Raw genomic sequence first — 24660 nt, 5'->3', positions numbered from 1 at the left:
GGCTCAGCCGAAGCTGCAGAGGATCACGAAATTGGCGAGCCAGACGACGGGCCCCGTCCCCGTCCAGAGCCACAGGCCGCCCGCTGCCACGGTCAGGAACAGCGCGAGCGCGATCCAGTCCTGCCGCGCCAGCCTCATGCGGCTTGCAGCCGCTTGACCGGCGCGTCGGCGATCGGAAGATGGACGAGGCCCGCAAAGATGCCGAGTGCGATCGCGAAGCCCCAGGCGATGTCGTAGCTGCCGGTCGCGTCGAAAACCACGCCGGCCACCCAAGAGCCGAAAAAGCTGCCGACCTGATGGCTGAGGAACACGATGCCATAGAGCATCGATAGGTAGCGGATGCCGAAGATGCGCCCGACAATCCCGCTCGTCAGCGGCACGGTGCCGAGCCACAGAAAGCCTATCGCGCCCGCAAAGGCGAGCGCTGTCCAGTGCGTCAACGGCAGGCACAGGAAGACCGCAATCACGACCGATCGCGCGGTGTAGAGTGCGGACAGCACATATTTCTGCCGCAACACGTCACCGGCGCGACCAAAGACATAAGAACCGAGAATATTGAATAGCCCCACCAGCGCGAGCACCTGCCAGCCGATGTCCGTTCCGAGACCCTTGTCTATGAGGTAGGACGGCAGGTGGATCGCGATGAAGGCGATGTGGAAGCCGCAGACGAAAAAACCGGCGTTGAGCAGCCAATATCCCCGATGGGCGGCTGCCTCGCGCAGCGCCTCACGCGCCGTCTGCTCCTCGGCGACCAGCGTGCCCGGCGTGTCGGTGCGTCCCGCGACGCCGATCGCGAGCAGGCCGCAAAGCGCGACGAGGCCCGCCATGATCCACAGGGTCTGGTGATAGCCGACATCGCCGAGCAGCATCGAGGCGAGCGGCACGACGAGGAACTGGCCGAGCGAACCGCCCGCGGTGACGATGCCGAACGCGCCGCTGCGCTTCTCGGGGCTGACCACGCGGCCGACCGCGCCTAGCACGACGACGAAGGTCGTCGCGGACTGGGCCATGCCGATCATCAGGCCGAAGCTGATATGCAGACCGATCGCATCGGTCGCGAACGCCACGCCGACGAGCCCGGCCGCATAGAGCAACGCCCCCGCCAGCACGACGCGCCCCGCGCCATGCTTGTCCGCCAGCGCGCCGACGAAGGGTTGGACGAGCCCGAACAGCAGGTTCTGGAGCGCCATCGCGAGGCCGAAGTCCGATCGGCTGATCCCGATATCGACGCTCATCTGCGGCAGGAACAGGCCGAAACTCTGTCGCACCCCCATCGCCAGCGTGACGATGAAGGCCGCGCAGACGATGACGATCCACGGCTTTTTCATGGGAGAGATTGGGGCGGAGGACATACGGCGGCGATGCTCTTCCGCCCGGGTCAGGTCAAGGAAGCATAGATATCTTCCCCGGAAGCCGAAAGCTGGTTAGAGCCGAGTCGAAATGGCAAGCCAATCCCCCCTCGACGACCTCAAGACCGCGCTGTCGAGCGTAGCACGCGCCGTTACGCGCGATCCGGAGGTCGAGGTCGGCTTTACCGCCGACGCGCCGGTGCAGATCGGCAAGGCGATCAAGGTGCCGACCCCGTCGCGCACCCTGCCGCGCGACCAAGTTGCCGAAGCGCGCGGCTTCGCCGACGGCTATGCGCTGCGGATGAAGCATCACAGCGAGAAGGTCCACAATGCCGCGCGGCCGTCCGAGCCGCTGGCCGCGGCCGCGTTCGACGCGATGGAGCGCGCGCGCGTCGAGGCGCTGGGCGCGCGCAACATGGCGGGGATGCGCGCCAACCTGTCGGCCTCGCTCGCGATGCGGATGCGCTCCGACCCGATCAGCCGCGCGCAGGCAAAGGAAGATGTTCCCGTTTCGAGCGCGCTCGAGTTGATGCTGCGCGAGGCGCTGACCGGCGATCAGGCCCCACAGGGCACCGAAACCGGCCTGTCGCTGGTCCGCGAATGGATCACCAAGGACGCCGGCGGCGACCTGACCGCGCTGGCGATGCTGATCGACGATCAGGCCGCCTTTGCCGAAACCGCGAAGCTCGCGCTCCGCCACCTCGATCTGATCGTCAGCGACGAGCCGATGGAGCAGGGCTCGGAAGATACTGGCGAGGAGGACCAGACCGAGGCCGACGAGAGCCAGGAAGAACAGGAAAGCGAGGACGGCGGCAGCGGCGAGAGCCAGGTCGACGCCCGCGCCGAAATGGCCGGCGATCAGGCCGACGACGGCGAATCCGATCCCGACGCGCAGGAAATGGAGGCCGACGGCGAGCCAGAGATGGGCGGCGAAGGCGACGAAGGCATGCTGCCCGTCCGACCCAACCGCCTGCCGACCGACGTTCCCGACTTCAACTATATCCGCTTCACCGAAAAGCATGACGAGATCATCGCGGCGACCGAGCTTTGCGACGCCGACGAGCTGACCCGCCTGCGCGCCTATCTCGACCAGCAGATGACGCATCTGCAGGGCGCCGTGACCAAGCTCGCGAACCGGCTCCAGCGCCGCCTGATGGCGCAACAGAACCGTGCATGGGACTTCGATCAGGAGGAGGGCCAGCTCGACGCCGCCCGTCTCGCGCGCGTCGTCGTCTCGCCCGGCAGCTCGCTGTCGTACAAGGTCGAGCGCGACACCGACTTCCGCGACACGGTGGTCACGCTGCTGATCGACAATTCGGGTTCGATGCGCGGGCGGCCGATCAGCATCGCCGCCATCAGCGCCGACATTCTTGCCCGCACGCTGGAGCGCTGCGGCGTGAAGACCGAAATCCTCGGCTTTACGACGCGGACGTGGAAAGGTGGGCAGAGCCGCGAGGACTGGCTCGCCGCCGGCCGCCCCGCGCACCCCGGCCGCCTCAATGATTTGCGCCACATCATCTACAAGCCCGCCGACGAACCCTATCGCCGCGCGCGCAAGTCGCTTGGCCTGATGATGCGCGAAGGGCTGCTCAAGGAAAATATCGACGGCGAGGCGCTGATGTGGGCGCACCACCGGATCGTGGGCCGCCCCGAGGAACGCCGTATCCTGATGGTGATCAGCGACGGCGCGCCGGTCGACGACAGCACGCTGTCGGTGAATCATGGCGCCTATCTCGACCAGCATCTGCGACAGGTGATCGAATGGATCGAGAACCGGTCACCCGTCGAACTGTGCGCGATCGGCATCGGTCATGACGTCACCCGCTATTACAGCCGCGCGGTGACGATCATGGACGCCGAACAGCTTGGCGGCACGATGGTCGAGCAGCTCGCGGGACTGTTCGACATCGACTGAACCAATCCCGGCGGCGGCGATCGCGGGCCGGATATATTCCCGCTTGCCATGTAAAAATCGCGCGATATTCCTTCGCTTTGGGGAGGGGGTCGCAATCCATGCTGACTTCGGTGTTTTTGCGCCGTGCTGCTGGCACGGCGACCTTGACGCTCGCGCTGACTGCAGGAAATGCTGTGGCGCAAGTGGATGCGCCCGTCGTGGCCGCGGAAGCGCAGGCCCTTCCCGTCCCTGTGCCGCCGACCGACGTTCCCGCCGGGACGCTGGTTCACATCCGCGTCGACGATAATATCAACAGCAAGACCCACAAGACCGGCGACTGGTATGCCATCACATTGCTGCAGCCAGTCATGTTCGGCGACCAGATCCTTATCCCGGCCGGAACGACCGGGCGCGGTCAGGTCGTGCATTCGGCGAAGTCGAGTTGGGGCGGCAAGGCCGGCGAACTGATCCTCGGCGCGCGCTATCTCGATTACGAAGGGCGGCAAATTCCGCTGCGCGGGATGAAGCTGGGCGGCGTCGGCGGCAATAATGAAGGCCTGGCTTTCGGAGCGAGCGTCGCCGGCGGGCTCGTCGCGATGCCGCTGATCTTCGCGCTCAATGGCAAGAATGCCGATATTCCGGCCGGAATGTATGCGACCGCCAAGCTGGCAGTTGCCCTTCCCGGCGATCCATCCGCTGTCGCTCCGGCGACGGCCGATCCGGTTGCGGCTGAACCCGCCGCACCCGGGGTCGCGGCAACACCGGCCGCATCCGAAACCAGTACGATTACCGAAACGGGGGAACCAAAGGCATGAAGAAATTGATGGGGGCGGCGTTGCTCGCCGTGGCGGCGGTAGCCGTCACCGGAACCATGGCGCCGGCAATCGCCAAGGAAGAAAAATCCGACGACGGCAAGGGTGTGAAGAAGGTCATCCCGGCCCCGCCCGAAGGCAAAGGCCAGGTCGTCTTTTATCGTCCGGGCGGCATGGGCTTTGCCCTCGGCTGCGGCGTGAACGAAAATGGCGAACGGCTGAGCGCGCTTGGGGCAAACAAATATTTCATCCTGCCGACCGACGCCGGATCGCACAGCTATACGGTCAAGAGCGAAGCGACCGACCTGCTGACGCTCGAGGTCGAGCCCGGCGAGACCTATTATGTGAAGTGCAAGATCAAGATGGGGATCATGGTCGGGCGTCCGAATATCGCTCCGTCCACGCCCGAGGAATTCGACAAGGACAGCGCGAAGCTGAAATATGTCGACACCGACGACGCCGGGCCGAAGGTTCTGCCGAACCCGGCTGGCGAGGCCGCAAAAACCGAGTAGGCGGCGCCCGATCTAAAATCACGGTGGCGGGGGCAAATATCCGAGGAAAGATTTGCCTCCGTTCCTCCTCATTCCAGCCCGGCCAGCCATTCGGCGACCATAAGGCGCCCCGCCGCCACCGCAGCAGGACCATGCTCGCTATGCGCCGCGCGCATCTTTGCCGGCGAACTGCCGACCTCGGTCAGCGCCGACGGCCATTGATCGACCCACGCATCGAAGCGGGGGTCGAGACCCATCTCGGCATGAAACTGTAGCGCCAACAGATTGGGTCCGCGGCGAAAGGCCTGATGTGGATAGGCCTCGCTCGATCCCAGCAATTCAACATCATCGGGCAAATCGAAGGTGTCGCCGTGCCAGTGGAGCACCGCGACATCGGCGAGGTGACGCAGCGGAGATTCGCGATCGATGCCGGACAGCGGGTGGAAACCCACCTCCTTGGTCGGCCCCGGATAGACGCGCGCGCCCATCGCCGCCGCCATCATCTGGGCGCCAAAGCAGACCCCCAGCGTCGGCCGGCCGGCGGCGATCCGCCGCTCCAGCCGGCGAAGCTGGCATGTGATCCACGGATGCTCCTCGACCTCGTACACGCCCATCGGGCCACCCATCATGATCAGCAGGTCGGGTTCGGTGAGGTCGACCCGGCCGAACGCGGGATCGTCGACGTCGATGCGGTCGAGCTCAAAGCCCGCCGCCTCGATCGGCTCGCGATATCCCGCAATACCTTCGTGCGGCACGTGGCGGATGATGAGACCGGTCTTCGCCATTTCAAATTCAACCTAAATGATAGAATTTGGTCGCGTCAATGCGCGTGCGACGAAAACGTACGAAGAATTAGTTGGAGCCGCTCCAGCAGGGGTTGCCCCGATCCGGCACGGGATGCGTGCGGCCGAGCGGACGGGTGACAACCCCTTCTCGTCCCGTTACAAAAGCGTCCGGTGCAGCAGGGACTCGCGGGGCTACGACGGGAAACACTGCATCATCATTGTGCTGCAGGGTCGCCGGCACGGGCTGTGAGCCGCACCAGATGGTGTAAGGCTGAGGGGGCGACTGACACATGAAAAAAGCATCCGACCTGTTCATCGAATGCCTGGAAGAAGAAGGCGTCGAATATATCTTCGGCGTTCCGGGCGAAGAAAATCTCGACTTCCTCGACAGCCTGTCGCGGTCGAAGAAGATCAAGCTGATCCTGACCCGCCACGAACAGGGCGCGGGCTTCATGGCCGCCACTTACGGGCGCCATACGGGCAAGACCGGCGTCTGCCTTGCCACGCTCGGCCCCGGCGCGACCAACTTCGTCACTGCGGCAGCCTATGCCCAGCTTGGCGGTATGCCGATGATGATGATCACCGGGCAAAAGCCGATCAAGAAATCGAAGCAAGGGCGCTTCCAGATTCTCGACGTCTGCTCGATGATGTCGCCCATCACCAAATTCACGCACCAGATGGCGAGCAGCGACAATATCCCTAGCCGCGTGCGCGAGGCGATCCGGCTGGCCGAAGAGGAAAAGCCGGGCGCGGTCCATATCGAACTGCCGGAGGACATCGCCGACGAGCACACCGATTCACGTCCGCTGAAGCGCAGCCATGCGCGTCGCCCCAACGCCGACACCAAATCGATCCGCGAAGCGGTGAAGGCGCTGGAAAATGCGAAGTCGCCGGTGCTGGTGATCGGGGCCGGTGCCAACCGCACGATGACCAGTCGCATGCTGCTGCAGTTCATCGAAAAGACCGGCATCCCGTTCCTGACCACCCAGCTTGGCAAGGGCGTGATCGACGAGCGGCACCCGAAGTTCCTCGGCTGCGCAGCGCTGTCGGCGGGCGACTTCGTCCACCGTGCGGTCGAGGCGTCGGATTGCATCGTCAATCTGGGCCATGACGTGATCGAAAAGCCGCCCTTCTTCATGAAGGAAGATGGCCCGACGGTGATCCACATCTCCAGCAAGACGGCCGAGGTCGATCCCGTCTATTTCCCGCATATCGAGGTGATCGGCGACATCGCCAATGCGGTGTGGCAGATCAAGGAAGACATCGTCCCGAACGGCAGCTGGAAATTCGACCATATGCTGGCCTATCGTCAGGGCGAGGTCGACCACACCGCGCCGCTGGCCAAGGATGAGCGCTTCCCGATCTTTCCGCCGCATCTGGTGCAGTCGATCCGCGATGCGATGCCCGACGACGGCATCATCTGCCTCGACAATGGCGTGTACAAGATCTGGTTCGCGCGCGGTTACACCGCCTATCGCCCCAACACCGTGCTGCTCGACAACGCGCTCGCGACGATGGGCGCGGGCCTGCCGAGCGCGATGATGTCGTCGATGATCTATCCCGAACGCAAGGTCATGGCGATCTGCGGCGACGGCGGCTTCATGATGAACAGCCAGGAAATGGAGACCGCGGTCCGCCTGGGGCTCAACATGACAGTACTGATCCTCAACGACAACAGCTATGGCATGATCCGTTGGAAACAGGCGAACATGGGCTTCAAGGATTGGGGGCTTACCTATGGCAACCCCGATTTCGTCAAATATGCCGAAAGCTATGGCGCCCATGGCCATCGTGTCGAGAGCGCCGCGCATTTGAAGGAGCTGCTCGCGCACACGCGCGACACGCCCGGCGTCCACCTGATCGACTGCCCGGTCGATTATTCGGAGAATGACCAGATCCTCAACATCGACATCAAGAAGCTGTCGAAGGAGCTCTAACTTAGCTCCCCTCCCGCTTGCGGGAGGGGTAGTGAGACTTGCGAGCTTGCTCGCTCGTCGCAGCGGGGTGGGCGATCCGCGCCGCTGCTGGCCCACCCGCTTTCAGAGTCACGTGCCTCTGAAAGCCCCCTCCCGCCTGCGGGAGGATGGAGAAAGCGATGAAACTCAAAGACGTCTATCCGCTCTATCTCAACAACAAGGCTGTGCAGCCGAACACCGATCTCGCGGTGATCGACAAGTTCACCGGCGAGGTCGCGTTCCGCACCGCGCTGGCGACCCCCGATGTCATCGACGAGGCGATCGCCGGCGCCGTTCGCGCCGCCGAGCCGATGGCGCGGCTCGCGAGCTTCGAGAAGCAGGACGTCCTCAACCATTGTGTGAAGCGCTTTCGCGAGCGGTTCGACGAACTCGCCTATGCGCTGTGCGTCGAGGCGGGCAAGCCGATCGCCGACGCCGAGGGCGAGGTCAGCCGCCTGATCGACACCTTCCGCATCGCCGCGGAGGAAGCCACGCGCAATTATGGCGAGATCCAGCCGCTCGACATCTCGGCGCGCGCCAAGGGCTATATGGGGATGTGGAAGCGCGTACCGATCGGTCCGTGCAGCTTCATCTCGCCCTTCAACTTTCCGCTCAATCTTGCCGCGCACAAGATCGCACCGGCGATCGCGATCGGCTGCCCCTTTGTGATGAAGCCGGCGTCGATGACGCCGCTCGGCGCGATCATCATGGGCGAGGTGCTCGCCGAGTGCGACATCCTGCCCGAGGGTGCGTTCAGTATCCTGCCGGCAAGCCGCGACGGTGCCGACCTGTTCACCACCGACGAGCGGCTTAAGCTGCTTTCGTTTACCGGTTCGCCCGGCGTGGGCTGGGATCTGAAAGCCAAGGCGGGCAAGAAAAAGGTCGTGCTCGAGCTGGGCGGCAACGCCGCGGTGATCGTGGACAAGGATGCCGACCTCGATCATGCGCTCGCGCGGATCGTCTTCGGGGGCTATTATCAGTCGGGGCAAAGCTGCATCCATGTGCAGCGTACGATCATTCACGAAGATATCTACGATACCTTCCGCGACATGCTAACCGCGAAGGTCAAGACGCTGAAATCGGGAGACCCGAAGAACCGCGACACCTTCATCGGCCCGATGATTTCGGCAAAGGAAGCGCAGCGGCTGAAGGGCTGGATCGACGCCGCGGTCGATGCGGGCGCAACCTTGCTCGCGGGCGGCGGCTGCGACGGAAACATGCTCGAGGCGACGCTGTTGGAGAATGTTCCGGATGGCACCGATGTGGTGCGCGAGGAAGCCTTTGGTCCGGTCGTCGTCCTGTCGAAATTCTCGAACTGGGAAGCGGCGCTCGCCGAGGTCAACGACAGCAAGTTCGGGCTGCAGGCCGGCATCTTCACGCGCGACATCCACAAGATATTGGAGGCGTGGGACCATCTCGACGTCGGCGGCATCGTCGTCAACGACGTGTCGAGCTACCGCGTCGACAACATGCCCTATGGCGGGGTCAAGGACTCGGGGCTGGGCCGCGAAGGCGTGCGCTTCGCGATCGAGGATATGAGCGAAATCAGGAATCTGGTGATAAGGCGGACTTAGATCCTTACGCCTTGTCATTGCGAGCGAAGCGAAGCAATCCAGAGCGGTTTACGCACGCTCTGGATTGCCGCGTCGCCTTCGGCTCCTCGCAATGACGAAGATTGGAAACGATCGAGCCGTCACCGAAGTGACGCCTAACTTTCTTCAAACTGTCGCGGCTTCGGGCCGCACGCTGTAACAAAACTCCTGTCTAGGCCGTGGGCAGCCAAGGCTGCCTACGGAGTGAGACATGGCATCGATTTCTACCCTGCCCATCCCCGCCCGTTTTCCCGACCCCTTCACGACCGACCCGCATATTCCCGAACGGGTAATCGGCGAGCGCCGCAATTATCGCGCGGTGTGGGTCAGCGACATCCATCTCGGCACGCGCGGCTGCAACGCGCCGCTGCTGATTGACTTCTTCGACCATGTCGACTGCGAGACGCTTTACCTCGTCGGCGACATCATCGACGGCTGGCGGCTCAAGAAGCGGCATTTCTGGCCACCCGAGCATAATGACGTCGTGTGGCGCGTGCTGAAGCGTGCGAAGCGCGGCACGCGCGTCGTCTATGTCCCCGGCAATCATGACGAGATGATCAAGCCGTTCGACGGCTTCGACTTCGGCGGCGTCGAAATCCGGCGCGAGGCGATCCACGAGACCGCAACGGGGAAGAAATTGCTCGTCGTCCATGGCGACGATTTCGACGCGGTGATGCTCGCGCACCGCTGGCTCGCCTTCGTCGGCGACGCTGCCTACACCGCGCTGATGAAGTGCAACGTCGTGGTGAACGCGGTGCGCAGCAAGCTCGGCCTGCCCTATTGGTCGCTGTCGCTGGTCGCAAAGCACAAGGTGAAGAACGCGGTCCAGTTCATCGGCCGTTATGAAGAAGTCGTCGCCCATGCTGCGCGCGCGCGCGGCGTCGACGGCGTCGTGTGCGGCCACATCCACAGCGCCGAGATGCGCGAGATCGACGGCGTCGACTATTACAACGACGGCGACTGGGTTGAGGGATGCACCGCGCTGGTCGAGCATCATGACGGCACGATGGAAATTCTCCACTGGGCCGAGGAGGTTGCCGCCCGCAGCGCACCTGCCCAGCTGAGCCTGCCCGCCCCCGCCCGCGCGGCCTGACCGCGATGCGGATCCTGATCGTCACCGACGCCTGGACGCCGCAGGTTAACGGCGTCGTCCGCACGCTGCAGGCGACGATCGGCGAGTTGCGCGCCAAGGGGCATGAGGTCGAAGTGATTTCGCCCGACCTGTTCCGGTCGATCCCCTGCCCGACCTATGGCGAGATCCGCCTGGCCTTTGCCGGCCGGCGCGCCGTCGGCCGCCGCATCCGCGCCTTCGCCCCGCAGGCGATCCACATTTCGACCGAAGGGCCGCTCGGGCTTGCGGCGCGGCGCTGGTGCCTGGCGAACGGCTTTCCGTTCACCACTGCCTACCACACGCGCTTTCCCGAATATGTCGCGGCGCGGCTGCCCGTATCGGCCGATTTCGTCTGGCGCTTCATCCGCTGGTTTCACCAGCCCGCGCGGCACATCATGGTCGCGACGCGGTCGCTGAAACGCGAGCTCGCCGATCAGGGGCTGGATCAGACGATGATGTGGGAGCGCGGCGTCGACCACCGGCTGTTCCGCGCCGACCGGCCGGCGCATCCAGCCTTCCGGGATCTGCCCCGGCCGATCCAGCTCTATGTCGGCCGCGTTGCGGTCGAAAAGAATATCAAGGCGTTCCTGACCACCCGGCAGCCGGGCACGAAAATAATCGTCGGCGACGGCCCCGCGCTCGCCGACCTCCGCGCGCGCTATCCCGATGTGCTTTTCCTCGGCAAGATGGGTGGCGAGGAGCTAGCCTCGGCCTATGCCGGCGCCGACGTCTTCGTCTTTCCAAGCCGCACCGACACTTTCGGGCTAGTCGTCATCGAGGCGCTGTCGTCGGGAACGCCCGTGGCCGCCTATCCGGTTCCCGGCCCCGGCGACATCGTGACCGGCGGCGCGGGCGCGCTCGACGAAGACCTTGATACGGCAATCGCGGCGGCGCTGACGTGCAACCGCGCCGACGCCGCCGCGCTGGGCTTGCGCTATAGCTGGGCCGGCTGCACCGCGCAGTTCCTGGACGCCCTGACCTTCGTTCCGGCCGAGCCTTCGTCCGGAAGCATGATCGGCGCGCCCTACCCCGCCTAGAAGGACTTGCGCCACTCCAGCTCGACATAGCGGCCGAGCGGATCCGAATAGCCCGGCTGGTAGTTGAGCGGCACGACACCATTGGCGTCGGTGATCTTGCGCTGGGCGTCGAACAGATTGTCCACCGACAGACGCAGGCGCGATCCCTTCAGGAACGGCAGCTTCTTCGTCAGCTCTGCCCGCTGATTGAAGTCCATGAAGAAGCGCAGGTTGAAGGTCGCGAGGTCACCAAACTTCAGGTCGCCCGCGCTGCCGCCGACCACGGTGCTGCCGCTGTCGTACTTCGCGCTGACGCGAGCCCCCATCCCCTTGTAAAAGACGCCGCCGTCGAGTTCGAGCAGGTTGCGGTTGCTGCCGCCGCTGCTGCCCGTCGCCGAGCCATTCAACAGGTCGAGTTCGGGCACGCCCGGACGGATCAGCACCGTGTCGGTCAGCTTGATCGTGTGATAGAGCGACACCTGCCAGCGGCCGCCCTGAGGTCCGCCGAACATGCCCCCGGGCCCGCCGGGCCCACGCACGCCCATGCGCGGGCCGCCGCCCGGACCACCGCCGGGGCCGCCACGCGGTCCCTGCGCGCCGCCTTCACCACCCGGCCGCGGTCCGCCCGCACCGCCCGGCCCACCGGGACCGCCCTGTGCCGGCTGCCCAAAGCTCTTGCCGAAGTTGATGCCCCAGCGGATCTGCGAATTTTCGGCGCGGTCGAAATTGACCGGGCGCTGGTCGAGCGCGATCAGCGTGCCGTTGCCATCGCGGGTCACGCGGTCGGGGAACGCCGCTTCGATTTCGGGCGTCAGCAGCGGAAAGGCGTTCGCCGTGTCATAGCTTTTGTTGCTGTTGTAATTGATCGACAGGTCGAGCCCCTCGATCATCGGCGGCGACCAGTTCAGCCCCAGCTTGAGATCGCGGCGCTGCTCGGCAAGCAGGAACGGGTTGCCGCCCGTGGTCGTCGTGATCTGGACGGTCTGGCCATTGCGGAAGTCGTAATAGTTGACGGCAGGCGTTACCAGCGGCGCGGCGCCAAGCTGGGTGACGCTAGGCGCGGCCTCGTCATGGTTGAAGCTCGCGATCACCGACAGATTTTTGGTGAGGCCCCAGTTGAGGTTGGCGCCCCAGCTTTTCAGCGAATTGAAATCGCTGGGATTCTGCACCTGCCCGCTCAAAGTCAGCGAGACCCGGCCGACCTTGCCGACATTATAGTCAGGGTCGAGAAGCGGGACGGTCAGCGAGCCGAAGACGCTCGGAAGGTCGCGGGCGAGATCGCTCGTCGCCAGGCCGTTCGAGGTCACCGACCGGCTGTCATAGCGGATGCCCGAATAGCCGCCCGTCATCGACAGGCGGATCGGGCCGGCCCAGCCGTCGGTGACCGTGCCTGACAGATTGGCATTGCCCCCGAAGGTCTGCTGGCTGCTGTCGAAGCGGTCAACCGAAGAGGTCGAGGTCAGGCTGTTGTAGCGGTCGGTGAAGGTCAGCTGATCGGCGTCGGCGTAATTGCCCGACAGCGACCATCGCCAGTCACCGAGCATCCCGTTGACGCTGGCGGTCGAGGTCAGGTTGCGGCTGCGGCTGTCGCGGCGCAGCGGATCGCTCACGCCGCCCGCGCCGGGACCGAGCAGCGACAGGCTGTCGGTCTGATCGAAGCGGACGTTGAGCGATGCGTCGGTGACCTTGTCGATACCCCGCTGGATCGTGCCGTCGATCGAATAGGTGTCGGTCGCCGGCAGCAGGCTGCGCGCCGGCGCCTGGGCGGCGAGCGCCGGATCGTCATAGCGAAGGTCGCGCTCGCTCTCGCGCAGCATCGTCGCATGTTCCCACCCGGCATTGAGGTTCACGCGGCCATTCTTGCCGATCGCGACGAAGCTCGGGTCGATCTCGCTCTGGAACCGCCCGCCCTGCGTCGGAATGCCGCCTTCGGCTTCGACCGCGATCTGGCGGAAATTGGGCTTGAGCACCAGATTGACGACACGGTCGTCGGCCGAATAGCCGTATTGAAGCGCGACTTCTTCGGGGAAAATCTCGACCTTCGCGATCGCCTCGGGCGGCAGGTTGCGAACCTCGCCGAAGCCACCGATGCGGCGACCGTTGACGAGGATGATCGGCCGGCCGCTGCCGCGCCCGCGTCCTGAACGCGTCTGCGGCGCCAGCGCGTCGAGCAGTTCGGACACGTTCGACACGCCATAGCTGGCGATCGCGGCTTCATCGAGCTCGGCTTCGGCCGCGATATCGGTCTCGAGCTGCCCAGCGAGCCGCGGCGCGGTGACGATGATCTCGTCGCCGTCGGTATCGTCATAGATATCGTCGGACGATGAGGACGCCGCCGCCTGTTCCGCCGGCTGATCGACTGCGGCGGCCTCCGCCGTTTCGGTTTCCGCCATGACCGGCATCGCAAGCGACGCACCGGCGGCCAGCAAAATGGCCCGCGAGGAAAGGGAGAGGCGATATTTTTTCATAAGGGAGAGACCTTGTTTCTTTTCTGTCTTCGGTTTTTCTTGGCCCATCGGGGCTTAACACTCGCTGACGCCGTTTTTCGTCGGTCGTTCAGCTATGTCGCAATTGTCGCAACAATATGTCGAAGCGACGATTGTTCTACGAGCGGGTCATAGAGGCCGCTGGACAGCAGGACCGCGGCTCTTTATCGGCCAGCCATGCCGACTCCAGACACAGCAGCCGCCCTCCCTGAATCCATCCTGATCGTCGATTTCGGCAGTCAGGTGACCCAGCTGATCGCGCGCCGCGTCCGCGAAGCCGGCGTTTACAGCGAGATCGTCCCGTTCAGCGCCGCCGAGGCCGCGCTCGAACGGATGAAGCCCAAGGGCGTGATCCTGTCGGGCTCGCCCGCCTCGGTCCCCGCGACCGGCAGCCCGCGCGCACCGCAATCGGTGTTCGACAGCGGCCTTCCGATCCTTGGCATCTGTTACGGCCAGCAGGTCATGAGTCAGCAGCTCGGCGGTCAGGTCGAGCCTGGCGGCGCTGACGGCGAACGCGACGGCGAATTCGGCCGCGCCTTCCTGACCGTGACCGAGCCCTGCGTGCTCTTCGACGGGCTGTGGGACGTCGGCGAGCGCCATCAGGTGTGGATGAGCCATGGCGACCGCGTGACCGAGTTCGCGCCGGGCTTCCGCATCGTCGCGATCAGCGACGGCGCGCCCTTCGCGCTGATCGCCGACGACGAGCGCCGCTATTATGGCACGCAGTTCCACCCCGAGGTCGTCCACACCCCCGACGGCGCGAAGCTGATCGCCAATTTCGTCCGCCACGTCTGCGGCTGCAGCGGCGACTGGACGATGGCCGAATTTCGCGCCACGAAGATCGCCGAGATTCGCGCACAGGTCGGCGACCAGCGCGTGCTCTGCGGCCTGTCGGGCGGCGTCGACAGCGCGGTCGCCGCGGTACTGATCCACGAGGCGGTTGGCGAACAGCTCACCTGCGTCTTCGTCGACCATGGCCTGCTGCGCATGAACGAGCGCGAGCAGGTCGAACGCCTGTTCCGCGATCATTACAACATTCCGCTCGTCGTGGTGGACGCCGAGGAACGCTTCATGAGCGGCCTCGCGGGGGTCACCGACCCCGAAAAGAAGCGCAAGTTCATCGGCGCCGAATTCATCAACGTGTTCGAGGAAGAAGCGAAGAAGATCGGCGGCGCCGACTTCCTCGCGCAGGGCACGCTCTATCCCGACGTCATTGAATCGGTTTCGTTCACCGGCGGGCCGAGCGTGACGATCAAGAGCCACCACAATGTCGGCGGCCTGCCCGAGCGCATGAACATGAAGCTCGTCGAACCGCTGCGCGAACTGTTCAAGGACGAAGTAAGACTGCTCGGCAAGGAGCTGGGACTTCCCGATATCTTTGTCGGACGTCACCCCTTCCCCGGCCCCGGCCTCGCGATCCGCATTCCGGGCGAAGTGTCGAAGGAGCGCTGCGATATCCTGCGCAAGGCCGACGCAGTCTATCTTGAGGAAATCCGGAACGCCGGGCTTTACGACGCGATCTGGCAGGCGTTCGCGGTACTGCTGCCTGTGAAGACCGTCGGCGTGATGGGCGACGGGCGAACTTACGACCATGTCTGCGCGCTCCGCGCCGTGACCTCGACCGACGGCATGACCGCCGACATCTACCCGTTCGACGCGAGCTTCCTCAGCCGCTGCGCGACACGCATCATCAACGAGGTGCAGGGCATCAACCGCGTGGTCTACGACTATACGTCGAAGCCGCCCGGCACGATCGAGTGGGAATGATTCGGGGCACGAAAATACGCCAGATTTCCGGATAGCTTCGAGTTCCAAATATCTGAAAAAATTTAATTTGTTGTCGATATCAATCGGCGACAATCGGTGGGCGGCCTTCCCATTTGACGGACAGGCTGACGGCCTCGGCTGCCCTTGTCTCTTGCTGAAATCGTCGATACCGTCAGGGACACATCAGCCCGTGACGGTATTTTTTGCGCTCTAAAAGTCAGAAAAACAGTGTTTTTCGGGCGGGAGAGCTGCGTCCTGAGGCTGACGGTATTTTTCTGTCGGAGGACTCCCGAGGCTCACTGATTCAGAACTCAAACACCTGAAACCTAAAGCAAAACCATATAAGGTCTCAGACCGTGACGGCATATACGTGCTGGTCAGCCCCGGAGGCACAATTTCCTTTCGCGTCGACTATCGACTGCATGGCCGCCGAGAGACCGTCACCCTCGGAAAATATTCTCCCTCGGACCTGTCGCTCGCGCGCGCTCGGGAGAAGTGCATCGACGCGAAGCGGCTGATCGCCGAAGGTCAGTCTCCAGCGATCGCAAAGCAGCGGGAAAAGCGGCGCATCAAGGAAGCCAGGAGCTTTGGAGAGTTTGGCGAGAAATGGCTGAAAGTCGCCGCGATGGCCGACAGCACCCGCGCGATGCGCCGCTCGATCTTCGAGCGGGAGCTGTTGCCCTATTGGAAGAACCGCCTTCTTCCGGAGATAACGCCCGGCGATCTGCGCGATCACTGCCTCAAGATCGTGGACCGCGGCGCGCCCGCTACCGCGATCCATGTTCGCGACATCCTGAAGCAGATCTATGCCTTTGCAATTCTCCATGGCGAGAAGGTCGCGAACCCCGCCGACGAGGTCGGGCCCGCATCGATCGCCACCTTCACGCCGAAAGACCGCTCGCTTTCGCCTTCCGAGATACGCGTCCTATTCAAGGTCATCGAGAAGGTGGCAACCCTTCCCACCATCCGGTTGGGCATGAAATTCTTCCTGCTTTCAATGGTGAGAAAAAGCGAGTTACAGGATGCGGTCTGGGAGGAAGTCGACTTCGAGAACGCAGTCTGGTCGATCCCCAAGGAGAGGATGAAGCGGTCGAGGCCGCACAATGTCTACCTCTCCACCCAAATGCTCGACATCCTGATCGCGCTGAAGACCTGTGCCGGAAGCTCGAGATATCTGCTACCGTCCCGCTACGACGCCGATGCGCCGATGTCGCGCGCCACGTTCAACCGAGTGACCTATTCGGTGGTCGATCAGGCGAAGAAGGATGGCCTGCCCCTCGAGCCTTTCACGGTCCACGATCTCAGGAGAACGGGGTCGACGCTTCTCGACGAGATGGGGTTCAACAGTGACTGGATCGAGAAATGCCTCGCGCATGAAGACGGCCGTTCGTCCCGCGGCGTCTACAACAAGGCCGAATATGAGCAGCAGCGCCGCCATATGATGCAGCAATGGTCGAATGCCGTCGACGCGTGGATAGACGGGCGCCGCTACGCGCCGGTCATTCTTCCGCCCGCATCGGGCCTGATCGATCTGGATCCTAGTCTTTGACAGGACGCGTGCGACGATCGCGCACGTCGACGTGCTGGGCGCGGAAGATCGGCCGCGCCCTCCGATCAGCGAGCCAGGCCTCAACCTCGGCAAGATTCCACACCACTGTCCTCGGCAAAAGCGCGTAGCGGCGCGGAAACTCGCCGCGCCGCTCCATTTCGAAAATCGTACTGTCGGCGAGCGGCACCATTTCCTTGAGTTGATGGCGCCGGATGGTGCGGGTGTAGTCAGCCGGGGTGCCCTTGGGCATCTTCTTATCCTGTGTGAGAGGTTGTGATATTTTCGAAGAGCGGCGCAGCCCGCCTCATCGCCCGCTCTCGCTTGCCCGACGGCTTTTGACGAACTCGCGGTCGCTTTCGAGGAAGCTTGTCAGCATCGCTGGTACAAGGTCGGCAATGCTTTCGGCTTGTCCGTAAGCGGCTTCGTAGGCTGAGGCATATTGCCCGAGCTGATGATGAAGGGTCGGCGTGATCTGGATCGTAATCTTCACCGGTTGCCGGTCCGGCAGGCGAGCGAGCTTGATGGCAGCCATCAGGACCTCCAGGGCTTGAGGATCAGGTCCTTATGGACCACGATTCGAAGGGGCCAGCCCGGGCGCACGGTGAGCGTAGGCTGGACGTCCAGTTGGCGAGCAACGAGCTGGTCGCCGGCGCGAGCGCCATTTTGCTGCGCGGATTCGCGGATGGCGCGCACGAGGTCGCTTTCGCCGCTCCCGAGGCCGAGCTCCGTGCCAACGCCGAGAAGTGTCGAGAGCGCGACCCCTTTCAGCAACTGCCACGTGTGTCGATCGATGCGGTCGGCCAGCCCGGCATAGCCTTCGGTGTCGCTCGCCGGGACATTGTCGATGCGGATGGACGAGCCGTCTGGGAGAATGATGCGCTGCCAGACGACCAAGGCACGGCTCTGGCCGAACGCCACGACGCTATCGCAGCTGCCAATCAACCGCGAGCCTTGCGGCAACAGCAAGGTTTTGCCGGTGACGCTGTCATATGCGTTTTCAGTAATCTGCGCGGTGACAAGCCCCGGAAGATCGGAGTTGAGGCCGGTGATCAGGCTCGCGGCGATGATACTTCCGGCGTGGAGCGTCCAGGGCGATAGCGGCGCCTCGAGCCGATGCGGGCTGACAGTCTCGTCGCCATTCGGGCGCCCGGCGAGGGCGTTGCCGCGCGTCCGACCGTTCGGGCCCGCGTCTGCCAGCGGCGCGCCCGGCTGCTGCGGCGGTTCCGATATCCCCGCAGCGGAAGCCGGCGAACCGGGCGCGGCGCTTGCTATTTGCAGCATCACGCCGGATTCGCGTGCGGCGCGCGCCGCAGCCGCCAGTCGCTGCCGCTCGGTTTCCGCGTCCTGCGCGGCGCGCGCCGCTGCTTCGGCAGCAGGATCGCCGGGCGTCGCCATCGCCATCGCGCGCTGCTTTTCAAGGATGGGCCTGCCGAGATCGCCGGGCAGCGGCGGACCGAGCGGGGGGACGTCGCCATAGCCCGTCGGTGCGCCCGGCAAAGCGTCCGATGGCAGCTTGGCCGCGACCGGAGGGCGATCATCGCCCGGCCCGCCCGATGCGAAGCCGACCGGTTTCAACGCAAGCCACGCCGCGCCCGCGACGACAGTGGCGGTCACACCGGCGATCGCGACGATCGCGCCGCGTCGAAAGCGGGTCACGCGCGCGGGCCGCCCCCGCAGCACCAAGGTTTCGGGGTCGACTTTCGCCGGGGCCGTGTCGGGCATGGCAGTCTCGGCGCTCATTTCCCCCTCCCCGCCTGTCGCTGTGGCTTGGCGGTGCGGGTTATCCGGACGATCTTCTGCCGCTTCGCGCCGAGCCGGAGCTCGGCCGCCGCGAACAGACGGTCGACGATGTAATAGCGTCCGGTGACGCGGTAGTTGACAAGTTCAGCCTCCCCCTTCTCGCCAAGAACGAAGAGCGGCGGCGCCTCGCCGGTGGCGATGTCAGCGGGAAATTCGATCCAGGTCTGGCGACCATCGTCGAAAGCGCGCAGCGGACGCCAAGCGGGCCGGTCACCCGTGATGCCATAGCCAAAGTCGAGGCGCTCGACTGCGATACCCGCCGTGACGGGCATCGCCGCCTCGAGCTCCTTGGCCTGCCGGGCGATCGCAAGCAATTCGTCTTGCGGATAGGTCCAGCGGATCGCGGTCATCGCCATCGACGCGGTGCTGGTCAGCTGCACATGATAGACGCGCCGGTCGGTGGCGATGACGAGGTTCGTCGAGAGACCGGGCGCAAAGGGCTTTACAAGGAGATGAGTGCGTTTTGCCTCGCCGCTGCCGCTGCTCGTATCGCCAACCGTCCAGCGCACCGTGTCGCCGGCAGCGACCGAGGTCAGCGTCGCGCCCGGCTGCAGCGCGATATCGCTGACCCGTTCGGGCGCCGCGTAAAGCCGGTAGAGTGCCCCTTCCTGGTAGGGATAGACCTGGACGGCGTTCAGATAGGCCGAAGCCGAAGGCTCGCGCAGGGCGGCCTTGTTGGCGGTCGCGACGCCGGTGGGCGAGTGGGCGATCGCGGGCGGTCCGAGCATGGCACAGCTCGCGGCGAAAATCAGGGCGCGGATCATGGAGCTTCTCCTTCAGAAACCGGCTGCGCGGCCGGTAGCGGTGCGAGGCCCGGATCGAGCGGCGATCCGGATGGAATATTGGCGGCGGCACGGGCCGGAACTGCCGGGGAGAAAGGCTGCGGCGCGGACAAGGGCCGGTCCGGCGCGACCGGCGCCGGAGTTTCGAGCTCGCGGCTCCAGTCGATCATATCTTCGTCACGGCGACCCAGACGCACCATATGAGACACCGCAAGACGAAAACCTTGCCCTCACCCCGCGCCCGGGGCCTGCTGCTGCGCAGCCCGCGTCGGGCCGAGGCGGCCGATGAAGACGGCCGCATTCTCCGCAACGCCCGTACGGCGATGCGGCGGCTCCTCCTGCGGCGGCAGCTGGTCGGTGTGCCCGAGCTGTTCGGCGATCCCGCGTGGGACATGCTGCTCGACCTGTTCATTCACGAATGCGAAGGCGGGCGGCTTTCGATGTCATCGCTGTGCGCCGCCGCCGCGCTGCCGGAGAGCAGCGCGATGCGTCTCGCGCAGCGGCTCTGCGACGCAGGACTTCTCCACCGGCTTCCCGATCCGTCGGACGGGCAGGCTTCACCGTCAGCGCGCGGCTCGAACGCTTCGTCCACGGCGCGTATCCGCAATCGTCGGCCCCCGATGTCCTCCGCTATTTCAGCGATGGAAAGGGCGGCAAGGTTCGCGCGGGTGATACGCTGAAGAACCCCGCCTATGCCGCCTTCGTCCATCGTCTCGCAGGCGAAGGGCCCGACGCGCTTTATCGCGGCGAGACCGCGAAGCGCATCGTAGCGCGTCTGCACGAAGGCGACCTCGCGGGCAGCATGACCGAGGCTGATCTCGCGGGCTATAAACCCGTGGCGCGCGAGGCGGTCTGCAGCGGTTACCGCGTCTATATCCTCTGCGCGCCACCTCCACCGTCGAGCGGTGTCGGCCTGCTTCAGCTGATGGCACTGATCGAGCGCACCGACATCGCCGCGCGCGGTCAGGCGGATCCGGTCGCGTGGGTCAAATATGCCGAGGCAAGCCGGCTGATGTACGCCGACCGCGACGCCTATGTCGGCGACGTGCCCAATGTCCCCGTCGCGGGCCTGATCGACCCTGCTTATGTCGCATCGCGCGCCGCGCTGATCGGCGACACCGCCGGCGCGCGCCCGGCCGCCGGTACGCCGCCGGGCATCGTTCCTGCGCGCATCGACGCGACCGCCGAAGTCGCCGGTACGTCGCATTTCGTCATTATCGACGGCGACGGCAACGCGGTGTCGATGACGACGACGGTCGAAAGCTTCTTCGGATCAGGGCGCATGGTCGACGGCTTTTTCCTCAACAACCAGATGACCGATTTCTCGTTCGTGCCCTCGGGCCCCAATGCGATCGCGCCAGGCAAGCGGCCGCGCTCGTCGATGGCGCCGACCATCATTCTGAACCGCGATCACAGTCTTGCCGGTGCGATCGGCTCGCCGGGCGGCAACGCGATCCTTGGTTATGTGTCAAAGGCGCTGGTCGGCGCGATCGACTGGAAATTGCCGATGAAAGACGCCGTCGCGCTTCCCAACCTTGTCGCGCGCGGTGCGAGCTTCGCGGGAGAGGAAAACCGCTTCACTCCCGCGATGCTGACCGAAATGGCGAAGCGCGGCGTTAAGGTGCGATCGGGATCAGGCGAAGATTCCGGCCTTCACGCCGTCCTGATCCGTAATGGCGGCTTCGACGGGGCCGCCGATCCGCGCCGCGACGGTGTCGCGCGCACCATCACTCTTCCACCAAAGGACTGACTATGCGCCTCTTCACCCTCGCCGCCGCGATCATCTTCGCCGTTCCCGCATCCGCTCAGCCGGTGGCGATCGAACCCGTCCAGTTCGCCAGCCGCGACGGCACGACGCAGGTGAACGGCTATGTCTTCAGGACGGCAAACGCGCCCGAACATGCGCCCGCCGTGGTGATGATGCACGGCCGTGCAGGCGCCTATTCGGCGCGCGCGAACGGTAAATATGATGCCCAGACACTCTCGGCGCGCCACAAGGCGTGGGGCCGCCTGCTCGCACGCAGCGGCTATATCGCGCTCATGGTCGATGATTTCGGACCTCTAGGCTACCCGGGGGGGTTTAAGGCGGGGACGTACAAGGACCGCCCTGCCGCGGTCGACGAAGTCACGAACCGCCCGCTCCACGCCTATGGCGCGCTGCGTTATCTGCAACAGCGGCCCGACGTCGATAGCGGCCGTATCGCGCTGCTCGGCTGGTCGAATGGCGGTAGCGCCACCCTCGCGGCGATGGCTGACGATAAGCCCGGTGACATGCGGACGATCGGCTTTCGCGCCGGCGTCGCGCTCTATCCGGGCTGTGGTCTCAAGAATCGCTTCGCCAAACGGGGCTACACCCCTTATGCGCCCGTCCGCGTCTTCATCGGCGGCGCCGACGAGGAAGTCTCTCCCGCATTGTGCGAAAAGCTCGTGGCGGGCAGCAGGGCGAAGGGCGGCGACATCGATCTGACCACTTTCCCCGGCGCAACCCACAGCTACGATACGCCGACCGAAAGCCGGCAGAAGATCGAGGCCAACGCCGCTGCCAAGGCGGCCACCGAAAAATCGGTCCTCGCCTTTCTGGCCGGAATTCTCCAGGGCCGCTGACTTGGCCAACGTCGCCCCGAACTTCACACCGCTACAGGCCGTCGCGCATAGATGCCGAACGCTGCAATGATGGCGTAGCAAGCGGCGGGCAGTAGTGGCGCCAGCCCGACGCTGCCGGTCACATCGGCGAGCGCGCCAGTGGCGAGCGGCACGACCGCGCCGCCGAAGATCGCGACATTGATAATCCCCGACCCATCCGCCGCCCGGCTGCCCAGACGCTCGGACGCGAGGCTGAATATCGTCGGGAACATGATGGCATTCATCAGGCCGATCGCGAGCAGGCTATAGCCCGAGACGACGCCCGTGGTGCTGATCGAAATCAGGATCAATGCGATCGCGCCCGCCGCGGCGCAAGCGAGCAACTTGCCGGGACTGATGAAGCGCACCACTGCCGATCCGACGAAGCGCCCGATCATCGCTCCGCCCCAATAGAGCCCGATCAGCTTGCCTGCCGACTGTTCGGGCAACGCCATGACATGGCCCTGCATCAGATAGCTGACGACAAGCGACCCGATCGACACTTCGGCGCCGACATAGAGAAAGATGCACAGCGCGCCGAAACCGAAGTGCGGACGCTTCAGCAAGTCGAGGCCCGCGAGCCCCGCGCTCGCTTCATGCCGTTCGCCTTTCAGGCGATTGCGGAACATCCATACTGCCGCCGCGACCACGGCCAGAGCCGCCGCAATGCCAAGATAGCCATGGACGATCGCCCGACTTTCAGCGGTGCGATAGGCTTCGAGTTCGGCGCCCGAAAGCTGATCGGCGGTGACCGTCGCAAGGCTGCCCAGGATCAAGGCCGACCCGACGACCGGAAAGATCGTCATGCCCAGCGAATTGAACGCCTGCGCAAAGGTCAGGCGACTGTGCGCGGTCTCGGGCTTGCCGAGCAGTGAGATCAGCGGATTGGCGACGACCTGGACGATCACCACGCCGCTCGCCAGCACGAACAACGCAAAGAGGAAAAGCGCGTAAACCGCATTCTGCGACGCCGGGATGAACAGCAGGCACCCGACCATCATTGTCAACAGCCCCGCCACAGCGCCGCGCATATAACCGATCTTCTTGACCAGCCTCGCGCCCGGGATGCCGATCACCAGATAGGCGGTGAAAAAGCAGAACTGCACCAGCATCGCCTGCGTGTAGTTGAGCGTAAACAGCGCCTTCAGCTTCGGGATGATCACATCGTTAAGCGAGGTGATTCCGCCGAAGATGAAGAAGAGGCCCACTACGAAGAGCCGCAGCTCAGGCGCATCGACATGCGCCGCTCCGTCGCCGGTTTCCCCCGACCCGGCCGCATTCTGCTGGGGTGCGAGTGCCATGATAGTCTCCTCAGATATTATCCGGCGAAAGCGCCGTAAGCAGATGAGCGAATCTAGGATTTCGCGGTACGCAGCCGCGCGGCGCAGCGCAGCGCCCTATCCGGACGCCGATGAGCGAGCCGCCCGTCAAGAGGCGGCCGGCACGGCGGCGAGAAGCAGGGCTGCGAAAAGCGCGAGCGCGGCGAAGATCAGAAAGAGACCGCCAAAACCAAAACCTGGCACCACCGAAATTGCGATCCAGGGCATGATGAGCGAAGGTGCCGTGTTGGTAAGATTGAAGATGCCGATCCCCCGGCCGCGTATCGCCGCATCGGGCAGAACGCGCAGCGTCTGGCCGGCGTGGAGCGCGAGGAAGGTCGCGTTGGCCGCGGCAAAGAGCACATAGGCAAGCTTCGCCTTTCCCGCAGTGCCCGAAAGGGCCATCGCGACGAGGGCAGCGCTTGCGAAGAGAGCGAGAAGTGCGAGGACGCGAAAGCCTTGGCCATGACGGTCTACAAGGCGGCCGAGACCAAGCGCGGCCGCCACCGAAATCACGAGCCCGGCGGCGAACAGGAACGACTTCCCGCCATCCTCGAGGCGCGGATCGAGCTCGCGAAGCCAGAAATAGAAATAGGCGGCGAGCCCTGCCCCCGAAAGTTGCATCAGCAACCGCGCTGACCACATGCGACGCCGTGCGACTGCCATGTGACCGCGCAGCGTATCGCGGCTCGAAGCAGCGCCGGGCCATGCGCGCTCGGGCCCGCGAGCGCCGAACAGCAGAAGCGGCAGTATCATAACAGCGCTCATGGCCGCGATCATCGCAAGCTTCACTCCGAGCTGCCCGCCGTCCGGCAGCACGGCGCCCGACAGCGCGCCCAGTGGCGGAGCGATCGACAGCAGGCCACCAAGCACGCCTTTTTGCGCGTCGTGTACGATATCGCCGGCCCAGGCGATCAGGGGAACGAGCATGAGGTTGAGCGCGAGCTGCCAAGCGACAACCGTCCACAGCAGCGCCGTGATCGTCTCGCATTGCGTCATTGCGAGCTGAAGGACGATCGTCGCCGCCAGCCCGGCTGCAACGCAGCCCCTGCGTCCGCGCAACCGGTCGCTCAGCCATCCCGAGACGATGCCTGAGATGCTTGCCGCGACGGCGCCGGCAAAAACGATATAGCCAAGCCAGCGAATATGCTCCGCACCGGCGAGCTCCGATACACGCCCCGGCAGCACGAGCATGAGAAACGGGGTGTAAGCGACGACGCCTCCGGCGTAGGCGAGCGCGTAGAGACAGAGAAACCCGGAAGACTGCCGCGCTGCATCGACGGTCGTTCGTGCCCTTGTCACTCGTCCGATCCCCCTCGCCCGAGCGCAT

General features: G+C 64.7%; 22 protein-coding genes. 11 read left to right on the top strand and 11 right to left on the bottom strand.

Annotation, left to right across the window (positions count from 1 at the left end):
• Positions 1–3: 3 nt before the first annotated feature.
• Positions 4–138 carry a hypothetical protein gene (locus tag ACQY80_RS13390; RefSeq protein WP_428680505.1) on the bottom strand — a complete coding sequence of 45 codons (135 nt, stop codon included), beginning with the start codon at positions 136–138 and terminating at the stop codon, positions 4–6.
• On the bottom strand, positions 135–1328 hold the full coding sequence (locus tag ACQY80_RS13385; RefSeq protein WP_428680502.1) for an MFS transporter: 1194 nt from the start codon (positions 1326–1328) through the stop codon (positions 135–137). The genes ACQY80_RS13390 and ACQY80_RS13385 overlap by 4 nt, the downstream gene beginning before the upstream one ends.
• 112 nt (positions 1329–1440) lie before the next feature.
• Between ACQY80_RS13385 and cobT the strand changes: the two genes are divergently transcribed.
• From cobT to ACQY80_RS13370, 3 genes are all read left to right on the top strand, one after another.
• Positions 1441–3264 (top strand): cobaltochelatase subunit CobT, encoded by a 1824-nt coding sequence (cobT, locus tag ACQY80_RS13380; protein ID WP_428680500.1) that lies wholly within the window; start codon positions 1441–1443, stop codon positions 3262–3264.
• Positions 3265–3362: 98 nt separating this feature from the next.
• A complete protein-coding gene (locus ACQY80_RS13375; protein WP_428680497.1) occupies positions 3363–4058 on the top strand; it encodes a hypothetical protein in 696 nt (231 codons plus the stop codon).
• Positions 4055–4567 carry a DUF2846 domain-containing protein gene (locus ACQY80_RS13370; protein ID WP_428680494.1) on the top strand — a complete coding sequence of 171 codons (513 nt, stop codon included), beginning with the start codon at positions 4055–4057 and terminating at the stop codon, positions 4565–4567. Before ACQY80_RS13375 ends, ACQY80_RS13370 begins: the two co-directional genes overlap by 4 nt.
• A gap of 68 nt (positions 4568–4635) precedes the next feature.
• Here the strand turns inward: ACQY80_RS13370 and ACQY80_RS13365 are convergent, their stop codons facing one another.
• Positions 4636–5331, bottom strand: a complete 696-nt coding sequence (locus ACQY80_RS13365; RefSeq protein ID WP_428680491.1) for a glutamine amidotransferase — start codon at positions 5329–5331, stop codon at positions 4636–4638.
• A 290-nt stretch (positions 5332–5621) separates the two neighbouring features.
• Between ACQY80_RS13365 and ACQY80_RS13360 the strand changes: the two genes are divergently transcribed.
• The 4 genes from ACQY80_RS13360 (at position 5622) to ACQY80_RS13345 (ending at position 11026) form a co-directional block, all read left to right on the top strand.
• Positions 5622–7268 (top strand): acetolactate synthase large subunit, encoded by a 1647-nt coding sequence (locus ACQY80_RS13360; RefSeq protein WP_428680488.1) that lies wholly within the window; start codon positions 5622–5624, stop codon positions 7266–7268.
• 158 nt (positions 7269–7426) lie between these two features.
• Entirely contained in the window at positions 7427–8860 is a 1434-nt protein-coding gene (locus ACQY80_RS13355; RefSeq protein WP_428680485.1) for an aldehyde dehydrogenase family protein, read from the top strand.
• A gap of 229 nt (positions 8861–9089) precedes the next feature.
• On the top strand, positions 9090–9971 hold the full coding sequence (locus tag ACQY80_RS13350; protein ID WP_428680482.1) for a UDP-2,3-diacylglucosamine diphosphatase: 882 nt from the start codon (positions 9090–9092) through the stop codon (positions 9969–9971).
• Positions 9972–9976: 5 nt separating this feature from the next.
• Entirely contained in the window at positions 9977–11026 is a 1050-nt protein-coding gene (locus tag ACQY80_RS13345; RefSeq protein WP_428680479.1) for a glycosyltransferase family 4 protein, read from the top strand.
• On the opposite strand, the gene ACQY80_RS13340 is transcribed toward ACQY80_RS13345, so the two are convergent.
• Positions 11023–13473, bottom strand: a complete 2451-nt coding sequence (locus ACQY80_RS13340) for a TonB-dependent receptor plug domain-containing protein (protein WP_428680476.1) — start codon at positions 13471–13473, stop codon at positions 11023–11025. The genes ACQY80_RS13345 and ACQY80_RS13340 overlap by 4 nt on opposite strands.
• Positions 13474–13668: 195 nt before the next feature.
• Between ACQY80_RS13340 and guaA the strand changes: the two genes are divergently transcribed.
• Together guaA and ACQY80_RS13330 are read left to right on the top strand one after the other, a co-directional pair.
• Complete coding sequence (gene guaA / locus ACQY80_RS13335) at positions 13669–15258, top strand: glutamine-hydrolyzing GMP synthase (RefSeq protein WP_428680473.1); 1590 nt, start codon at positions 13669–13671, stop codon at positions 15256–15258.
• A 319-nt stretch (positions 15259–15577) separates the two neighbouring features.
• On the top strand, positions 15578–16807 hold the full coding sequence (locus ACQY80_RS13330) for a tyrosine-type recombinase/integrase (RefSeq protein WP_428685866.1): 1230 nt from the start codon (positions 15578–15580) through the stop codon (positions 16805–16807).
• Here the strand turns inward: ACQY80_RS13330 and ACQY80_RS13325 are convergent.
• The 5 genes from ACQY80_RS13325 to ACQY80_RS13305 all read right to left on the bottom strand — a co-directional run bounded on the left by ACQY80_RS13325 (position 16797) and on the right by ACQY80_RS13305 (position 19805).
• A complete protein-coding gene (locus tag ACQY80_RS13325; protein WP_428680470.1) occupies positions 16797–17057 on the bottom strand; it encodes a helix-turn-helix transcriptional regulator in 261 nt (86 codons plus the stop codon). The two genes, ACQY80_RS13330 and ACQY80_RS13325, sit on opposite strands and share 11 nt — an antisense overlap.
• 54 nt (positions 17058–17111) lie before the next feature.
• Positions 17112–17339, bottom strand: coding sequence for a DUF2274 domain-containing protein (locus tag ACQY80_RS13320; RefSeq protein WP_428680467.1), 228 nt, complete (start codon positions 17337–17339; stop codon positions 17112–17114).
• On the bottom strand, positions 17339–18547 hold the full coding sequence (locus ACQY80_RS13315) for a TrbI/VirB10 family protein (protein WP_428680465.1): 1209 nt from the start codon (positions 18545–18547) through the stop codon (positions 17339–17341). The genes ACQY80_RS13320 and ACQY80_RS13315 overlap by 1 nt, the downstream gene beginning before the upstream one ends.
• Complete coding sequence (gene trbG, locus ACQY80_RS13310) at positions 18544–19371, bottom strand: P-type conjugative transfer protein TrbG (RefSeq protein ID WP_428680463.1); 828 nt, start codon at positions 19369–19371, stop codon at positions 18544–18546. Before trbG ends, ACQY80_RS13315 begins: the two co-directional genes overlap by 4 nt.
• A 248-nt stretch (positions 19372–19619) precedes the next feature.
• Entirely contained in the window at positions 19620–19805 is a 186-nt protein-coding gene (locus ACQY80_RS13305; RefSeq protein ID WP_428680460.1) for a hypothetical protein, read from the bottom strand.
• Positions 19806–19807: 2 nt separating this feature from the next.
• Between ACQY80_RS13305 and ACQY80_RS13300 the strand changes: the two genes are divergently transcribed.
• A complete protein-coding gene (locus ACQY80_RS13300) occupies positions 19808–21139 on the top strand; it encodes a gamma-glutamyltransferase family protein (protein WP_428680457.1) in 1332 nt (443 codons plus the stop codon).
• A 2-nt stretch (positions 21140–21141) separates the two neighbouring features.
• A complete protein-coding gene (locus tag ACQY80_RS13295; protein WP_428680454.1) occupies positions 21142–21993 on the top strand; it encodes a dienelactone hydrolase family protein in 852 nt (283 codons plus the stop codon).
• 23 nt (positions 21994–22016) lie between these two features.
• Here the strand turns inward: ACQY80_RS13295 and ACQY80_RS13290 are convergent, their stop codons facing one another.
• Both ACQY80_RS13290 and ACQY80_RS13285 read right to left on the bottom strand, forming a co-directional pair.
• Positions 22017–23312: a sugar MFS transporter gene (locus tag ACQY80_RS13290; RefSeq protein ID WP_428680451.1), complete on the bottom strand. Its 1296-nt coding sequence runs from the start codon at positions 23310–23312 to the stop codon at positions 22017–22019.
• A gap of 126 nt (positions 23313–23438) precedes the next feature.
• The gene (locus ACQY80_RS13285; RefSeq protein WP_428680448.1) at positions 23439–24632 is read right to left on the bottom strand and encodes an MFS transporter; all 1194 of its coding nucleotides are present in this window, start codon (positions 24630–24632) and stop codon (positions 23439–23441) included.
• Between the last annotated feature and the right edge of the window lie 28 nt (positions 24633–24660).

The sequence above is a fragment of the Sphingopyxis sp. genome (assembly GCF_965279755.1).
Classification (GTDB): domain Bacteria; phylum Pseudomonadota; class Alphaproteobacteria; order Sphingomonadales; family Sphingomonadaceae; genus Sphingopyxis.
The sequence above is the reverse complement of the archived record's forward strand: the minus strand, read 5'-3'. Positions and strand labels throughout refer to the sequence as shown.

Bases quoted from the DNA above. Each gene is read 5' to 3' on its own strand.
- ACQY80_RS13390 (WP_428680505.1), bottom strand. From the start codon at position 138: ATGAGGCTGGCGCGGCAGGACTGGATCGCGCTCGCGCTGTTCCTGACC.
- ACQY80_RS13385 (WP_428680502.1), bottom strand. From the start codon at position 1,328: ATGAAAAAGCCGTGGATCGTCATCGTCTGCGCGGCCTTCATCGTCACG.
- cobT (WP_428680500.1), top strand. From the start codon at position 1,441: ATGGCAAGCCAATCCCCCCTCGACGACCTCAAGACCGCGCTGTCGAGC.
- ACQY80_RS13375 (WP_428680497.1), top strand. From the start codon at position 3,363: ATGCTGACTTCGGTGTTTTTGCGCCGTGCTGCTGGCACGGCGACCTTG.
- ACQY80_RS13370 (WP_428680494.1), top strand. From the start codon at position 4,055: ATGAAGAAATTGATGGGGGCGGCGTTGCTCGCCGTGGCGGCGGTAGCC.
- ACQY80_RS13365 (WP_428680491.1), bottom strand. From the start codon at position 5,331: ATGGCGAAGACCGGTCTCATCATCCGCCACGTGCCGCACGAAGGTATT.
- ACQY80_RS13360 (WP_428680488.1), top strand. From the start codon at position 5,622: ATGAAAAAAGCATCCGACCTGTTCATCGAATGCCTGGAAGAAGAAGGC.
- ACQY80_RS13355 (WP_428680485.1), top strand. From the start codon at position 7,427: ATGAAACTCAAAGACGTCTATCCGCTCTATCTCAACAACAAGGCTGTG.
- ACQY80_RS13350 (WP_428680482.1), top strand. From the start codon at position 9,090: ATGGCATCGATTTCTACCCTGCCCATCCCCGCCCGTTTTCCCGACCCC.
- ACQY80_RS13345 (WP_428680479.1), top strand. From the start codon at position 9,977: ATGCGGATCCTGATCGTCACCGACGCCTGGACGCCGCAGGTTAACGGC.
- ACQY80_RS13340 (WP_428680476.1), bottom strand. From the start codon at position 13,473: ATGAAAAAATATCGCCTCTCCCTTTCCTCGCGGGCCATTTTGCTGGCC.
- guaA (WP_428680473.1), top strand. From the start codon at position 13,669: ATGCCGACTCCAGACACAGCAGCCGCCCTCCCTGAATCCATCCTGATC.
- ACQY80_RS13325 (WP_428680470.1), bottom strand. From the start codon at position 17,057: ATGCCCAAGGGCACCCCGGCTGACTACACCCGCACCATCCGGCGCCAT.
- ACQY80_RS13320 (WP_428680467.1), bottom strand. From the start codon at position 17,339: ATGGCTGCCATCAAGCTCGCTCGCCTGCCGGACCGGCAACCGGTGAAG.
- ACQY80_RS13315 (WP_428680465.1), bottom strand. From the start codon at position 18,547: ATGAGCGCCGAGACTGCCATGCCCGACACGGCCCCGGCGAAAGTCGAC.
- trbG (WP_428680463.1), bottom strand. From the start codon at position 19,371: ATGATCCGCGCCCTGATTTTCGCCGCGAGCTGTGCCATGCTCGGACCG.
- ACQY80_RS13300 (WP_428680457.1), top strand. From the start codon at position 19,808: ATGCGAAGGCGGGCGGCTTTCGATGTCATCGCTGTGCGCCGCCGCCGC.
- ACQY80_RS13295 (WP_428680454.1), top strand. From the start codon at position 21,142: ATGCGCCTCTTCACCCTCGCCGCCGCGATCATCTTCGCCGTTCCCGCA.
- ACQY80_RS13290 (WP_428680451.1), bottom strand. From the start codon at position 23,312: ATGGCACTCGCACCCCAGCAGAATGCGGCCGGGTCGGGGGAAACCGGC.